General features: G+C 53.1%; 15 protein-coding genes. 7 read left to right on the top strand and 8 right to left on the bottom strand.

Going from position 1 to position 15,621, the window contains the following annotated elements; translation table 11 throughout:
• Positions 1-19: 19 nt before the first annotated feature.
• The 4 genes from HV107_RS27430 to nifJ form a co-directional block, all read right to left on the bottom strand.
• Positions 20-145 (bottom strand): hypothetical protein, encoded by a 126-nt coding sequence (locus HV107_RS27430; RefSeq protein ID WP_259349660.1) that lies wholly within the window; start codon positions 143-145, stop codon positions 20-22.
• A gap of 34 nt (positions 146-179) precedes the next feature.
• Positions 180-392, bottom strand: coding sequence for a KTSC domain-containing protein (locus tag HV107_RS24270; RefSeq protein WP_182061272.1), 213 nt, complete (start codon positions 390-392; stop codon positions 180-182).
• 201 nt (positions 393-593) lie between these two features.
• A complete protein-coding gene (gene ompC, locus HV107_RS24265; RefSeq protein ID WP_182061271.1) occupies positions 594-1,703 on the bottom strand; it encodes a porin OmpC in 1,110 nt (369 codons plus the stop codon).
• Between the two features lie 410 nt (positions 1,704-2,113).
• On the bottom strand, positions 2,114-5,638 hold the full coding sequence (nifJ, locus tag HV107_RS24260; RefSeq protein ID WP_182061270.1) for a pyruvate:ferredoxin (flavodoxin) oxidoreductase: 3,525 nt from the start codon (positions 5,636-5,638) through the stop codon (positions 2,114-2,116).
• Positions 5,639-5,908: 270 nt separating this feature from the next.
• Here nifJ and HV107_RS24255 point away from each other — a divergent pair, with 270 nt between their 5' ends.
• Complete coding sequence (locus tag HV107_RS24255; protein WP_182061269.1) at positions 5,909-6,175, top strand: DUF333 domain-containing protein; 267 nt, start codon at positions 5,909-5,911, stop codon at positions 6,173-6,175.
• Here the strand turns inward: HV107_RS24255 and hslJ are convergent, their stop codons facing one another.
• The 4 genes from hslJ to HV107_RS24235 form a co-directional block, all read right to left on the bottom strand.
• On the bottom strand, positions 6,176-6,616 hold the full coding sequence (gene hslJ, locus HV107_RS24250) for a heat shock protein HslJ (RefSeq protein ID WP_182061268.1): 441 nt from the start codon (positions 6,614-6,616) through the stop codon (positions 6,176-6,178).
• 125 nt (positions 6,617-6,741) lie between these two features.
• Positions 6,742-6,870 (bottom strand): DUF2474 domain-containing protein, encoded by a 129-nt coding sequence (locus HV107_RS24245; protein ID WP_182061267.1) that lies wholly within the window; start codon positions 6,868-6,870, stop codon positions 6,742-6,744.
• On the bottom strand, positions 6,870-7,880 hold the full coding sequence (gene cydB, locus HV107_RS24240) for a cytochrome d ubiquinol oxidase subunit II (protein ID WP_182061266.1): 1,011 nt from the start codon (positions 7,878-7,880) through the stop codon (positions 6,870-6,872). Before cydB ends, HV107_RS24245 begins: the two co-directional genes overlap by 1 nt.
• On the bottom strand, positions 7,880-9,277 hold the full coding sequence (locus HV107_RS24235) for a cytochrome ubiquinol oxidase subunit I (RefSeq protein ID WP_182061265.1): 1,398 nt from the start codon (positions 9,275-9,277) through the stop codon (positions 7,880-7,882). The genes cydB and HV107_RS24235 overlap by 1 nt, the downstream gene beginning before the upstream one ends.
• A gap of 432 nt (positions 9,278-9,709) precedes the next feature.
• Between HV107_RS24235 and HV107_RS24230 the strand changes: the two genes are divergently transcribed.
• The 6 genes from HV107_RS24230 to HV107_RS24205 all read left to right on the top strand — a co-directional run bounded on the left by HV107_RS24230 (position 9,710) and on the right by HV107_RS24205 (position 15,613).
• Positions 9,710-9,898: a cold-shock protein gene (locus tag HV107_RS24230; protein ID WP_182061264.1), complete on the top strand. Its 189-nt coding sequence runs from the start codon at positions 9,710-9,712 to the stop codon at positions 9,896-9,898.
• Positions 9,899-9,981: 83 nt separating this feature from the next.
• On the top strand, positions 9,982-11,391 hold the full coding sequence (locus HV107_RS24225; protein ID WP_182061263.1) for a PLP-dependent aminotransferase family protein: 1,410 nt from the start codon (positions 9,982-9,984) through the stop codon (positions 11,389-11,391).
• Positions 11,392-11,694: 303 nt separating this feature from the next.
• Complete coding sequence (gene ydcS / locus HV107_RS24220) at positions 11,695-12,840, top strand: putative ABC transporter substrate-binding protein YdcS (protein WP_182061262.1); 1,146 nt, start codon at positions 11,695-11,697, stop codon at positions 12,838-12,840.
• A gap of 17 nt (positions 12,841-12,857) precedes the next feature.
• Positions 12,858-13,871, top strand: a complete 1,014-nt coding sequence (locus HV107_RS24215; RefSeq protein WP_182061261.1) for an ABC transporter ATP-binding protein — start codon at positions 12,858-12,860, stop codon at positions 13,869-13,871.
• 1 nt (position 13,872) lies between these two features.
• Entirely contained in the window at positions 13,873-14,817 is a 945-nt protein-coding gene (locus HV107_RS24210; RefSeq protein ID WP_182061260.1) for an ABC transporter permease, read from the top strand.
• Positions 14,807-15,613 (top strand): ABC transporter permease, encoded by an 807-nt coding sequence (locus HV107_RS24205; protein ID WP_182061259.1) that lies wholly within the window; start codon positions 14,807-14,809, stop codon positions 15,611-15,613. The genes HV107_RS24210 and HV107_RS24205 overlap by 11 nt, the downstream gene beginning before the upstream one ends.
• Positions 15,614-15,621: the final 8 nt, after the last annotated feature.

Raw genomic sequence — 15,621 nt, 5'->3', positions numbered from 1 at the left:
CAGGTAAAGGCAGAGGGGGTTAATAGCTGTCTAAATGGTTCAGAAGGTTGCCAAGATGGCTAACGATATCGCCAATATCAAAAATTAACGCCATCCACAGGAAGGCGAGGAGGGCGAGCACAACAACAGATATACGACTAAACAATGTGAATGTCCTTATTCATGCTGAAAGGTCCGGCTCAATATACTTTGACCTCTTTAAACTTACCTTTAACGACGCCGTCGTAAAAGCGACCTTTAGACACTACACTCAGAAAATCCCGAAAAATGCGAGCGGGGACACGCTGATACTGGAAAGCGGAACGATCATGGAACCGTATTTCGAGGGTGGCACTGCCTTCATCATAAGCAATCGACGAGATGCGTGATGATCTTACTGGGTGATGGGTCATGATGGGCTCTCCCTGACAGCGTAACGGGGAGAGACATCATCCTCCATTAGAGGTGCAGGGCGCAATAAGTAAATTCAAATCAGTGATGCAAAGAATCAGATATCAGGGGAAATAAGAAATGATAATGAGGAGGGCGTGATTTCAATTAAACACTTTGAGATGATAAATTAATAGCCCGCGCTTGCACGCGGGCCAGACAAATTAGAACTGGTAAACCAGACCTAACGCTACGATATCATCCGTGCCGATACCGTTGTTTTTGTAGAATGCATCATCTTCATCCAGCAGGTTGATTTTATAATCAACATAGGTGGACATGTTTTTGTTGAAATAATAGGTTGCGCCTACGTCAGCATATTTAACCAGATCTTTATCGCCTTCGCCGTTACCCAGGTCTTTACCTTTGGATTGCAGGTAAGAAATGGCCGGGCGCAGGCCGAAATCAAACTGATATTGTGCAGTGATTTCGAAGTTCTGCGTTTTGTTAGCAACCGCGTTTTCGTTGTCACCGTATGGGGTCATATTACGGGTTTCGGAATACATGGTTGCCAGGTAGATATTGTTGGCATCATATTTCAGGCCAGCAGTCCAGGCATCGGCTTTATCGCCGCCCGCCGTTGTGTAACGCACCTGATCGTTGGAACGGTCAGAAGAGGCGTAAGCTGCACCGGCGCTAAAGCCCATGCCGAAGTCATAGGTAGTGGAGATACCGAAACCGTCGCCGTTCTCATGACGCGTGTCGCGACCGTTGTTCGTCCCTTCCTGGTTGTTGCTGGCGCTCTCATTTTTGCCCTGGTACTGCAAGGCAAAGTTCAGACCCTGTACCAGACCGTAGAAGTCAGTATTACGGTAGGTTGCAACACCATTCGCACGGCCGGTCATGAAGTTGTCTGCTTTGGTATAAGAGTCGCCACCGAACTCTGGCAGCATATCGGTCCAGCCTTCCACGTCGTACAGCACGCCATAGTTACGGCCGTAGTCGAATGAACCGTAATCACCAACTTTGACCCCTGCGAACGCCAGACGCGTCCAGGACTGGTTGTCAGAGCTTTCAGTGTTGTTAGCCTGAACGTTGTATTCCCACTGCGCGTAACCGGTCATCATGTTGTTGATCTGGGTTTCACCCTTGAAGCCCAGACGCATGTACGTCTGATCGCCATCCGCACCTTTATCGTCAGAGAAGTAATGCAGGCCGTCTACTTTTCCGTACAGATCTAATTTGTTGCCATCTTTGTTGTAAATTTCAGCTGCATTCGCTGCGCCAGCCATTAAAAGGGCCGGAATCATAAGAGCCAGTACTTTTCTTTGCATTGTGATATTCCTTTGCAGTTGTTTTTATTTAATTACTGATTGAACTTTCCTGACTGGAAAGATGTCCCATGCTAAATCACTCTGAGTTGAGAGTAATAAAATATAATTGTTACTGATTAAGTAAAATATCAACAGAATAATGCTGCTGAAATGACGATAACCTTCATGAATATATGAGTGCAAAACATACAAAATTAAAATTATTAATGTGATGGGAAAGAGGGTAGGCTCTACGCCGTTATATGCCTTTAAGATGTTTTATTCATTATTTCGGTGAATCCTTTTTACTTAAATAAAGAGTTTTCGGGAATAAACTGGATACGCCCGATGCGAATGCATCGGGCATTTTTTTGCGCAGAATAAAAAAAGCCCGGACATATGGGGTCAGTCCACATACCGGGCTTGTGTGGTTAGTCGTTGGTAGATTTTTCCGCTTTACCTGCCATCTGGGCCAGGAAGTCATAGCGTTTTTGCAGGTCGACTGCCGCATCTTTCCAGAGCTGCTCTGCCACTTCAGGCTGCTGCGCATTCAGGCGACGGAAACGCTGCTCCTGCATTAGTGTCTCGGCCAGCGCATCTGACGGCGGACGCGAATCCAGCGCCAGAGGCAATTTGCCTTCATCAGCCCGACGTGGATCGAAGCGATACAGCGGCCAGAACCCGGTGGCTGTGAGCTGGCGCATCTGATCGTGGCTGAGCGCCAGATCGTAACCATGCTCTTCACAAGGGCTGTAGGCGATAATCAACGACGGGCCTGGATAGGCCTCCGCTTCCTGAATGGCTTTCACCGTCTGGTTAAGCTGTGCCCCCAGTGAAATCTGGGCGACATAGACATGGCCATACATCATCATGCTGACGCCCAAATCTTTACGCGCTTTGCGTTTCCCGTGTTCGCCAAACTTGGTGACCGCACCCAGCGGGGTAGCTTTTGAGGCCTGTCCACCGGTGTTGGAATAGCACTGTGTATCCAGCACCAGAATATTGACGTTTTCAGTCAGACTCAGCACATGATCCAGGCCGCCAAATCCAATATCGTAAGCCCAGCCGTCACCACCAATCAGCCAGATAGATTTCTCAACCAGCGCATCGGCATCAGTCAGTAACTGTTCTGCACCGTCAACGCCCTGGAGTGCACTGCGCAGTGCTGCAACCTGCTCGCGGCGCACGTCTGGCGTCGCGTCAGCATGCAGGGCATCGTTCAGCTCCGCCGGGATCTTATCGGCAAACTGTTCCAGAAGGCGCATCACGCGGGCACGATGCTGATCGACCGTCAGACGGAAGCCCAGGCCGAACTCTGCGTTGTCTTCAAACAGGGAGTTCGCCCATGCCGGGCCGCGCCCGTTGGCATCCGTGGTGTACGGCGTTGATGGCAGGTTGCCCCCGTAAATAGATGAACAGCCGGTGGCATTGGCAATCAACATGCGATCACCATACAACTGGGTCAGCAGTTTGATGTACGGGGTTTCACCGCAGCCAGAGCAGGCGCCGGAGTACTCGAACAGCGGGGTAATCAGCTGCGAAGTACGGATGTCGATACGTTCCAGTGTGCTGCGATCGATTTCTGGCAGGTCCAGGAAGAAATCATAATTCACTTTCTCTTCTTCCACGTGCTCCAGACGCGACATCATATTGATGGCTTTAATTTCCGGGTTCTGACGATCTTTCGCCGGGCAAACTTCCACGCACAGGTTACAGCCGGTGCAATCTTCCGGTGCCACCTGGAGAACATATTTCTGTCCGCGCATATCGCGGGATTTTACATCCAGAGAATGCAGGCTGGCTGGTGCATTTTCCATCGCTTCCGGAGGCACCACTTTGGCGCGAATGGCAGAATGCGGGCAGGCAGCAACGCAGTGGTTACACTGAGTACACAGCTCTTCTTTCCAGATGGGGATCTCTTCGGCGATGTTGCGTTTTTCCCAGCGCGTGGTGCCCATCGGCCAGGTTCCGTCTGGCGGCAGCGCCGAAACTGGAAGGGCATCACCCAGACCTGCCAGCATTGCAGCGGTAACGGTTTTAACAAAGTCAGGGGCAGCGTCAGACACTACTGGCGGCCGGTTCGGGCTGGCGGCGTTCACCTGCTGTAACGGTACTTCGAACAATGATTCGCGTGCCAGCGCCAGCGCCTGCCAGTTACGTTCAACCAGCTCCTGGCCTTTGCTGCTGTAGCTTTTGGCAATCGCACCCTGCAACTCCGCCAGCGCGCTGTCGCCTGGCAGGATGTTGGTCAGGTGGAAGAAGGCCATCTGCATGACGGTATTAATACGCGCTGCAAGCCCGCACTCACGCGCAATTTTTGCCGCGTTGACCACAAAGAAGCGGGCTTTTTTCTGATTAAGAACCGCCTGCACTTCCTGCGGCAGGCGCGACCAGACTTCATCTGCGCTGTACGGCGTATTGAGCAGGAAAATACCGCCAGGTTTGAGGCGTTCGGCCATCTGGTATTTATCGATAAACTGCAACTGATGGCAGCCGACAAAATCTGCCTGCGACACCAGGTACGCCGAACGAATCGGGTGTTCGCTGACGCGCAGGTGAGAAACGGTCAGCCCACCGGCTTTTTTCGAGTCATACACGAAATAACCCTGCGCGTACCACGGCGTCGAGTTACCGATGATCTTAATATTGTTCTTGGTTGCCGAGACGCTACCGTCACTGCCTAAGCCATAGAACAGCGCTTCAAGCTTCGCTTTTGATGGCAGCGTGTTTTCCGGTAACACCAGCGAAAGGTTAGTAACGTCATCATAAATGCCGACCGTAAAGCGCGGTTTTGGCTTCGCTTCAGCCAGTTCATTGAACACCGCGAACACGCAGTCAGGGCCAAATTCTTTAGAGGAAAGACCGTACCGGCCGCCAATGACACGCGGTAAGGTTTCACGTTCACCGCTGTTGAAGGCTTCCGCCAGGGCGGTCATCACGTCCAGATACAGCGGCTCGGCATGTGCGCCTGGCTCTTTGGTACGGTCGAGCACCGCAACACTACGGGTGCTTTCCGGCAGGGCAGAGAGCAGGTGTTTTGCCGAGAACGGGCGATAAAGGCGCACTTTCAGCACACCAACTTTTTCGCCACGCGTCAGGAGTTCGTCCACCACTTCTTCACAGGTACCGATTGCAGACCCCATCAGCACGATGACGCGTTCTGCCTGCGGGTGACCATAGTATTCAAACGGTTTGTATTCACGCCCGGTAGCGGTAGCAAAGTCGTTCATCGCCTGTTCAACGTGGTCGTAAACGGCGTTGTACCATGGGTTCGTCGCTTCACGTGACTGGAAGTAAGTGTCCGGGTTGGCGGACGTGCCGCGAATAACCGGGTGTTCCGGGTTCAGGGCGCGGGCGCGATGGGCGTCAATCTCCGCCTGCGGCAGCAGGTTCAGGATAGTGTCATCCGCCAGAGGAACAATTTTGTTGATTTCATGCGACGTGCGGAAACCATCAAAGAAATGAATAAACGGTACGCGGCTCTTGAGGGTGGCGATATGGGAAATCAGCGCGAAGTCCTGTGCTTCCTGAACGCTGCTGGCACATAGCATGGCGCAGCCGGTCTGTCGTACGGCCATGACATCAGAGTGATCGCCAAAAATAGAGAGCGCGTGCGTGGCAACGGTGCGCGCCGCCACGTGCAATACAAAGGGAGTCAGTTGTCCTGCCAGCTTGTACAGCGTCGGGATCATCAACAGCAAGCCCTGGGAGGAGGTAAACGACGTAGACAGAGCACCGGTCTGCAGTGCGCCATGCACGGCAGCAATGGCCCCGGCTTCTGACTGCATTTCTACCACTCTGGGAACATCGCCCCAGACGTTTTTTAACCCGTTTCCCGCCCAGGCATCTGCCTGTTCAGCCATCGTAGAACTTGGCGTAATTGGGTAGATGGCGATAACTTCGCTGGTACGGAACGCGACTGACGCGACAGCACCATTACCGTCAATAGTTTGCATAAGACGACACCCTTACATTGCGCAAAAAAGGGGACCCGCGAAACCGCTACGGGTCTGATAATTATTCCCTTATTTTAGCAAAGGTCGGGTTTTTCGATTTTCGCTTTTGTGTCCTCGGTATTCTCTGCATCAATGAGTAGATCAACTTTTTGGCAAAAAAAGCGTGAGCATTTGTTTCCAGAGTGCATAAATACGCATTCTGGCTCTCGACGCAACGCGGTGGGATGCCTATTATGCTTAGGTTTCGTTACCGTTGATGGGGAATAAAGTATGCGTTCAGCATTATGGGTAGGATGTGCCGCATTATTGTTGTCGGCGTGTAGCAGTGAACCTGTGCAGCAAGCTACTGCCGCGCACGTGACGCCAGGGATGAAAGCGGCAATGTCCAGCTCAGGACAGGCTAATTGTGCGATGATCGGCGGATCGCTATCCGTTGCCCGTCAGCTAGACGGCTCCGCGATAGGGATGTGCGCACTGCCTAACGGCAAACGTTGCAGTGAACAGTCGCTTGCCGTTGGAACATGCGGAAACTACTGATTATTCTGCCCGCTTAAAGGTCAGCGTTTTATCAGCCGTTGCCAGCGTTAACTGGTCTTCAGTCAGGTCGACCTGCGCCCCTTTGCGCAGCATGTTGCCGATCGCCTGATCCAGCTCGTTAAGCTGCGGCTCTGTACATAATTTGCGGGTCATGGCCAGCGTCTTAACCTTAAGCTCGCCTTCGGCCAATTTCCCCTCGCCGTTAAAGCGATTACACATCACGCCGGAAACAGTAATGTTTTTGGTAAGACTAATATCTGACTGCGCACCACTGAAACTAATTTCAGGCCGCGTTGCTGTGGTTGTCACGGCTTTACCGTCCACATTTTCCAGAATAAAGCGATGGTTTTGGAGTTGATCTGCCTGAACGGAGGCTTTGCCGGGATTAACACAGCCGGCGAGAACCAGGCTGAACAGACTTAACGCAACGAGCTTTTTCATATTTATTCTCAAACTATCAATGCTGTGAATCAATTACAGTGTAACGATACTCCTGCGCGAGTTAATGGGGTTTATCTGAAAGTGCGAGAAGAAACCGGGCCGCAGGATGCAACCCGGTTTGCCGGTTAATGTGACTTAAACCCAGCGGCGGCCATCAGTAGGCGAAAGACCATACTCACCCCCGCCAGTGCCAGGACGCTGCCACCCCAGATGAGTACCAGCCACATCAGGCGTTTCCAGACCAGTTGTTGCATCAATGATAACCCTCCCCATGCTGAACTTTTCCACGAAAGACGTAGTAGCTCCAGAATGTGTAGACCAAAATAACCGGGATAATCAGCAGCGCGCCCACCAGCATAAAGCCCTGACTTTGCGCTGGCGCTGCGGCCTGCCACAGGGTAATTGATGGCGGAATAATGTGCGGCCAGATGCTGATCCCAAGCCCGCTAAAGCCGAGGAAAATCAGCCCCAGCGTCAAAACAAACGGCAGATTATGGCTCGCCGGGTTATTCAGGCTGCGCCACTGGAACAGACTAAACACCACGACCAGCACCGGTACAGGCAGCAGGAAAAACAGGTTCGGCAGTGTAAACCAGCGCGCGGCAATGTCGGAGTGCGTCAGTGGAGTCCAGGCGCTAATCACAGCGATAATCACCAGCAGCGCCAGCAGCAGGCGTTTCGACACCTGTCGCATCCGCTGCTGAAGCGCGTTCTCACTTTTCATCACCAGCCACGTTGACCCTAGCAGGGCGTACGCCGCCACCAGACCCACGCCACAGAACAGATTAAACACCGTGAACCAGTCGAATGGCCCGCCGGTGTAGGTGCGCCCGGTTACCGTAAACCCATTGATCACCGCACCCACCGTCACGCCCTGGGTGAAGGTTGCCAGAATCGACCCGCCAATAAAGGCTTTATCCCAGAAAGGACGGTGCGCGGGCGTCGCTTTAAAACGAAACTCGAAGGCAACGCCGCGGAATATAAGTCCGATCAGCATTAATGTCAGCGGGATGGTCAGAGCATCAATAATCACCGCATAGGCCATCGGGAAAGCACCAAACAACGCCGCCCCGCCAAGCACCAGCCAGGTTTCGTTGCCATCCCAGACCGGCGCAACGCTGTTGACCATCACATCACGATCGTCGGCGTTTTGCGTTGCCGGGAACAGAATGCCAATCCCCAGATCAAAGCCGTCCATCACGATATACATCAGCGTGGCGAAAACGATGATGACAAACCAGATAACGGAAAGATCGATACCCATTATGGTTTCTCCTTCAGTTCAGTAACCGCAGAAAGCGGGCGCGCAGGGCGGCCATCGGATTCTGTGGCAAAGGTTTCGTGCGCCTGAGGGCCTTTCTTAATCAGCCGCACCATATAGCTGTATCCCACGCCAAAGACGGAGGTATAGACCACAAAGAACGCCAGCAAACTGATGCTCATATGCAAATCGCCGTGCGCGGAGACTGCATCTTTTGTGCGTTGAAGCCCGTACACGACCCACGGCTGGCGACCCACTTCAGTCGTCACCCAGCCCGCCAGAATGGCAATCAGCCCGGACGGCCCCATAAGCAGGGCAAACCACAGGAAGGGGCGTGAGGAATAAACGCGTTTCTTGTAACGCAGCCAGACGGCCACCACTCCGAGCAACAGCATCAACATGCCCAGCCCGGCCATAATGCGGAAAGACCAGAACACGATGGTGGCGTTAGGGCGATCTTCTTTCGGGAACTCTTTCAGCGCCGGAACTTGTTTATCCAGGCTATGCGTGAGGATCAGGCTGCCCAGCGCCGGGATCTCAAACCCAAAGCGCGTGCGCTCCTGCTCCATATCTGGCAGGCCAAACAGTAACAACGGTGTTGGCTCGCCGGGTAGATTTTCCCAGTGGCCTTCAATGGCCGCGATTTTCGCTGGCTGATGCTTAAGGGTATTCAGACCGTGCATATCGCCAATCATCGCCTGAATGGGGGCAACAATCAGGGTCATCCACAGCGCCATCGAGAACATGGTGCGGATAGCCGGCGTATTGTTGCCGCGCAATAAATGCCACGCCGCAGACGCGCCGACAAAAAGCGCGCTACTCAGAAATGCCGCTATCGACATGTGCAGCAGGCGGTACGGGAAGGAAGGGTTAAATACCACCGCAAACCAGTCGACGGGTACAACCTGCCCATTAACGATTTCATAGCCCTGCGGGGTTTGCATCCAGCTGTTCGAGGCCAGGATCCAGAAGGTTGAGATGATAGTGCCGAGCGCCACCATACAGGTTGAAAAGAAGTGCAGCCCCGGCCCGACTTTGTTCCAGCCGAACAGCATCACCCCGAGGAAACCCGCTTCAAGGAAGAAGGCAGTCAATACTTCGTAGGTGAGCAGGGGGCCGGTAATGCTCCCGGCAAACTGGGAAAATCCGCTCCAGTTGGTGCCAAACTGGTACGCCATCACCAGGCCTGAAACCACCCCCATGCCAAAGTTAACGGCGAAGATTTTTGACCAGAAATGGTAAAGCGAACGCCAGACCGGGTTTTTCGTTTTCAGCCATAACCCTTCCAGCACGGCGAGGTAGCTCGCCAGGCCAATGGTGATTGCCGGGAAAATAATGTGAAAGGATACGGTAAATGCGAATTGTATCCTCGCAAGATGAAAAGCATCTAAACCAAACATGCACAGCCTCAATGTCAAACGGTGTGCTGTTATGGTATGGGGTTGCGAGGAAGAGTATCAGACGCAGAAAAATGAAATTTATGTATAACAGTTTGCTAAAGATATGTTTTTTCGGCATCTGATATAGCCGGTGTGTTCAGAGGGGCATCCCACGCAGAGAAGACATAATTCGATGGATTATAAAAAGATTATTCTTATGCATTTTATTTATTAATTAGCTTGCTTTATGGTCATCGTCGTGCGTTAATGTCCCTCTGGTTTTGATTTCAAATAAATATCTGACGTAGTTTTATAAAGCAGTTCTCATCACGTTGTGCCTCTCCGCAGCCTCTCTTGGGTCTTTTTCTACACTCCGATAAGTTTTGTTTCATACCACTATCGCCTGAATGGCCCATTAGCAATTTACGTTTTTTACGTTTACAGGAGAATCTTATGACTTCTTATATCCATTTCCGCTGCCCATGCTGTCATGGCTCGCAGTACCGCACCTCAGTCTTTGACGTGTCGGAAAAAAATCCACACGGTGCGAAATGCATTTTCTGCAAATCGTCCATGATTACGCTCGATCATTTAGCGGCTGCTCGCTTTACCCAAAGCGCAGTCACTGAGTACCGCAAGTAATTACACCGTTAAACCATAACAGTTAGCAAATTCTTCTCTTTTTCTTCTTCTGATATACACTGTTGTTCAGCAAGGAGAATCTGATGAAAAAATACCAGCGTCTGGCGCAACAAATTATCTCGCAAATAGAGCTTGGCGCATGGCTGCCGGGCGATAAATTGCCTTCCCTGCGTGAGCAGGTTGCGAGCAGCGGCATGAGTTTTATGACCGTTGGCCATGCCTATCAGATGCTGGAAAGCCAGGGAAGGATTGTCGCAAGACCGCAGTCGGGCTATTACGTTGCCTCGCGCCCGACGCCATCACAGCCTTCGCCGCCCGCTCAGGTGATGCGCGATGAAGTGGTGGACATCAACACCTATATTTTCGACGTGTTGCAGGCCAGCCGCGATCCTTCTGTGGTGCCATTTGCTTCTGCGTTCCCTGATCCCCGGCTCTTCCCGCTCCAGCAACTCAACCGTTCACTTGCTAACGTCAGTAAAACAGCCACCGCCATGAGTGTGATTGAAAACCTGCCGCCGGGAAACGTCGATTTACGTCATGCCATTGCCCGTCGCTACGCTCAGCAGGGGATGAACATCTCACCGGAAGAAATTGTCATCACCGCCGGGGCGCTTGAGGCGCTCAACCTCAGTTTGCAGGCGGTGACCGAGCCTGGCGACTGGGTGATTGTCGAAAACCCCTGTTTTTACGGTGCGCTTCAGGCACTAGAACGCCTGAAATTAAAAGCCCTGTCCATTGCCACTGACGTACGCGAAGGGATCGATCTGAACGCGCTTGAACATGCGCTGAATGAGTATCCGGTCAAAGCCTGTTGGCTGATGACCAACAGCCAGAATCCGCTTGGGTTTACGCTAAGCGCGGAGAAAAAAGCGCATTTAGTGGCGCTGCTGACCCGTTACAACGTCACTCTGATTGAAGATGACGTCTATAGCGAGCTCTATTTCGGCCGTGAAAAACCGCTTCCGGCCAAAGCGTGGGACACCCAGGACATGACGCTGCACTGTTCCTCATTTTCAAAATGCCTGGTGGCTGGCTTTCGTATCGGCTGGGTGGCCGCCGGAAAACATGCCCGGCGCATTCAACAGTTGCAGCTGATGAGTACGTTATCCACCAGTTCACCCGTGCAGCTGGCGCTGGTGGATTATCTGGCGACAAAACGCTATGACGCCCATCTTCGCCGCCTGCGGCGCACGCTGGCCGAACGTAAACAGCTGGCATGGCAATCGCTTTTACGCCATATGCCGGCGGGGGTGAAAATCCATCATAACGACAGCGGCTACTTCTTATGGCTGGAACTACCTGCGCCGCTGGATGCCGGGGTACTGAGCGAGAGAGCGCTGGAGAACCATATCAGCATTGCGCCGGGCAAAATGTTTTCAACCTCTGACGTCTGGACACCGTTTTTCCGTTTTAATACCTCATGGGCGTGGGGCGAGCGAGAGGAGCAGGCGGTAAGTCAGTTGGGGAAATTAATAAGCGCGATGATGAAATAATAGTTATCGCCAGATTTCCGGGGGAATAATGTCCCCTCAAAAATAAACAATCCTTATCTCACGTAAAGCACTGCGAATATCCCGCGGTGCTTTTTCTTTTGCATCATAGGAAATCTGCATACAGCCTCTCACTGCTAACCCCTTGTCTATAATCCAGTTAACGGGGAATGCGCCCTCGGTCACAACCTGATGAAATTTCCTTAAGCCGCAGGGTGAGGCCCATTTGCGCGGTCTACGTTTAATTAGGGAGATATTTTTACGGCACGGCTGCCGCTAAATTTCATTGCGACAGGAGTAAATCTAATGAGCAAAAAATTTGCCCGCAGCAGCCTGTGCGCGCTCGGTATGACTATCATGACAGCGCAAGCCGCTGAGCCACCCAAGGCGATCGGCGAAGGGGAAGGTCGACTGGATATTATTGCCTGGCCGGGATATATCGAGCGCGGTCAGACCGATAAAAATTACGACTGGGTAACACAGTTCGAAAAAGACACCGGCTGCGTGGTGAACGTCAAAACTGCTGCCACTTCTGATGAAATGGTCAGCCTGATGGCGAAGGGCGGCTATGACCTGGTTACCGCATCCGGTGACGCCTCGTTACGTCTGATTATGGGTAAACGCGTACAGCCGATTAATCCTGATTTGATCCCGAACTGGAAAACCATCGACCCGCGAATTGTAAAGGGTGAATGGTTTAACGTGGGCGGCAAAGTGTATGGCACACCGTATCAGTGGGGGCCGAACCTGCTGATGTACAACACCAAAACCTTCCCGACGCCGCCGGATAGCTGGAATGTGGTCTTCGTGAAACAAGACCTGCCGGACGGTAAAACCAACCAGGGCCGCGTACAAGCCTATGACGGTCCGATTTACATCGCTGACGCCGCGCTGTTTGTGAAAGCCACCCAGCCGGCATTGGGGATCTCCGATCCGTACCAGTTGACGGAAAAACAGTATGCCGCGGTCCTGAAAGTGCTGCGCGATCAACATGCGCTTATCCACCGCTACTGGCATGACACCACGGTTCAGATGAGTGACTTCAAAAACGAAGGTGTGGTGGCATCGAGCGCCTGGCCGTATCAGGCGAATGCCCTGAAAGGTGAAAACCAGCCTATTGCCACCGTCTTCCCGAAAGAAGGCGTGACCGGGTGGGCGGACACCACCATGCTTCACGCGCAGGCGAAACACCCGATGTGCGCTTATAAATGGATGAACTGGTCTTTGACGCCGAAATTGCAGGGGGATTTGGCGGCATGGTTTGGCTCGTTACCGGTTGTTGCTGAAGGCTGTAAGGCCAGCTCATTGTTGGGTGATAAAGGCTGCGAAACCAACGGCTATAACTATTTCGATAAAATTATGTTCTGGAAAACGCCGATTGCAGAAGGGGGCAAGTATGTTCCGTACAGCCGCTGGACGCAGGATTACATCGCCATCATGGGCGGCCGTTAATCGCCCGGGAGCAGAACATGACGTACGCAGTAGAGTTCAATGATGTTTCCCGTCTGTACGGTGACGTGCGGGCGGTGGATGGTGTCACCATTGGTATTCGTGACGGGGAATTTTTCTCCATGCTGGGGCCTTCGGGCTCCGGCAAAACTACCTGCCTGCGCCTGATTGCGGGGTTCGAGCAGTTAAGCGGTGGCGCGATAAAAATCTTCGGTAAAGAGGCCAGCGAACTGCCCCCGTGGGAGCGCGATGTGAACACAGTGTTCCAGGATTACGCACTGTTCCCGCATATGTCTATTCTCGATAACGTCGCCTACGGGTTGATGGTCAAAGGTATCGATAAGAAAAAACGTCATGCTCAGGCGCGCGAAGCGCTGGACAAGGTCGGGTTGAGTTTTGCCGTCGCCCGTAAACCTTCGCAACTGTCCGGTGGGCAGCGTCAACGCGTGGCGATTGCGCGTGCGCTGGTCAATGAACCGCGGGTGCTACTACTGGATGAACCCTTAGGCGCGCTCGATCTCAAATTGCGCGAGCAGATGCAGTTTGAGCTTAAAAAGCTCCAGCAAGAGCTGGGTATTACCTTTATTTTTGTCACCCACGATCAGGGTGAAGCCCTGTCGATGTCTGACCGGGTGGCGGTCTTCAATAATGGCCGCATCGAGCAGGTCGACACACCGCGTGAGCTGTACATGCGCCCACGTACACCGTTCGTGGCGAGTTTTGTCGGCACCTCAAACGTATTTGATGCCGGTATCGCGCACCGCGTTTGCGGTATGGAAGGCATGTATTCGCTACGCCCGGAACATATTCGCCTTAATGAAAGCGGTGAAGTGCAGGTGAAGGGGGTGGTACAGGCGATACAGTATCAGGGGGCGGCAACGCGTTTTGAACTTAAACTGGCCGACGGTGAAAAACTGCTGGTGAGCCAGGCAAACCTTAGTGATGCAACGGTGCCTGCGGGCGTGGAGCCGGGGCAGCAGGTACTGGCGTCGTGGTCACGCGAGGCTATGGTCCTGCTGCATGAGGAGAGGTGAAATGGATATGAGCGTTTCACACACTCCGTCACACCACGGCAGGTTAAGCCGCATTACCGCGCTGTTCTGGCGCAAACCGTCACTCGGGCTGTTCCTGCTCTTGCTTGCTCCGTTGATGTGGTTTGGTATCGTCTATTTAGGATCGCTGCTGACATTGCTGTGGCAGGGGTTTTATACCTTTGACGACTTCACCATGTCGGTTACGCCGGATCTCACTTTTGCGAACCTCCAGGCACTTTTCAACCCCGCCAACTACGACATCATTGTGCGGACGCTGGTCATGGCGATCGCGGTCACCCTTGCCAGTGCTGTGCTGGCGTTCCCGATGGCCTGGTATATGGCCCGTTACACCAGCGGTAAGTGGAAGGCGTTTTTCTATATCGCCGTGATGCTGCCGATGTGGGCGAGCTATATCGTTAAGGCCTACGCGTGGACGCTGCTGCTGGCAAAAGACGGGGTGGCGCAGTGGTTTCTCAGTCATATGGGGCTGGAGCCTATTTTAACCTCGATTCTCACGCTGCCTGCGATTGGCGGCAATACGCTCTCGACCTCCGGGCTTGGGCGTTTTCTGGTGTTCGTCTACATCTGGCTGCCGTTTATGATCCTGCCAGTGCAGGCGGCGCTGGAACGGTTACCTGCTTCTTTATTGCAGGCGTCTGCCGATCTCGGTGCCCGACCGCGCCAGACCTTCCGCTATGTGGTGCTGCCGCTGGCGATCCCTGGCATTGCCGCTGGGTCGATTTTCACCTTCTCGCTGACGCTGGGTGACTTTATCGTTCCGCAGCTGGTGGGGCCTCCGGGCTACTTTATTGGCAATATGGTCTATTCCCAGCAAGGGGCCATTGGCAATATGCCAATGGCGGCCGCGTTCACGCTGGTTCCTATTGTTCTTATTTCACTCTATCTGGCGTTCGTGAAACGTCTGGGAGCGTTCGATGCACTCTGAACGCGCACCATTGTTCCTGAAAGTGGCAGCCTGGGGTGGGGTTATTTTCCTGCACTTCCCGCTGCTTATCATCGCAACCTATGCGTTTAATACCGAAGATGCTGCGTTTAGCTTTCCCCCGCAGGGGCTAACGCTGAAGTGGTTTAGCATCGCGGCCGCGCGTGGGGATATTATTGAATCCGTGACATTGTCACTTCAAATCGCGGCGTTATCGACGGGTATCGCGTTGATACTTGGCACGCTTGCTGCTGCGGCGTTATGGCGCAGTGAGTTTTTTGGCAAAAATGCCATCTCGCTGTTACTGCTGCTGCCAATAGCGCTGCCGGGGATCATAACCGGCCTGGCGCTGCTGACCGCATTTAAAACCATCAATCTTGAACCGGGCTTTTTCACCATTGTTGTCGGGCACGCCACTTTCTGTGTGGTGGTGGTCTTTAACAACGTGATTGCCCGCTTCCGGCGCACCTCGTGGAGCCTGGTGGAAGCGTCGATGGACTTAGGTGCGGATGGCTGGCAAACCTTCCGTTATGTGGTGCTGCCCAATCTTGGGTCGGCGCTGCTGGCGGGGGGAATGCTGGCGTTTGCGCTGTCGTTTGACGAAATCATCGTCACGACATTTACGGCGGGACACGAGCGCACGTTACCGCTGTGGTTGTTGAACCAGCTTGGTCGCCCACGTGACGTACCGGTTACCAACGTGGTGGCCCTGCTGGTGATGCTGGTGACAACCATTCCTATTCTGGGAGCCTGGTGGCTTACCCGCGACGGCGAAACGATTGCCGGCAGCGGGAAATAACTCCGATT

This window comes from Enterobacter sp. RHBSTW-00175 (assembly GCF_013927005.1).
GTDB lineage: Bacteria > Pseudomonadota > Gammaproteobacteria > Enterobacterales > Enterobacteriaceae > Enterobacter.
The sequence above is the reverse complement of the archived record's forward strand: the minus strand, read 5'-3'. Positions and strand labels throughout refer to the sequence as shown.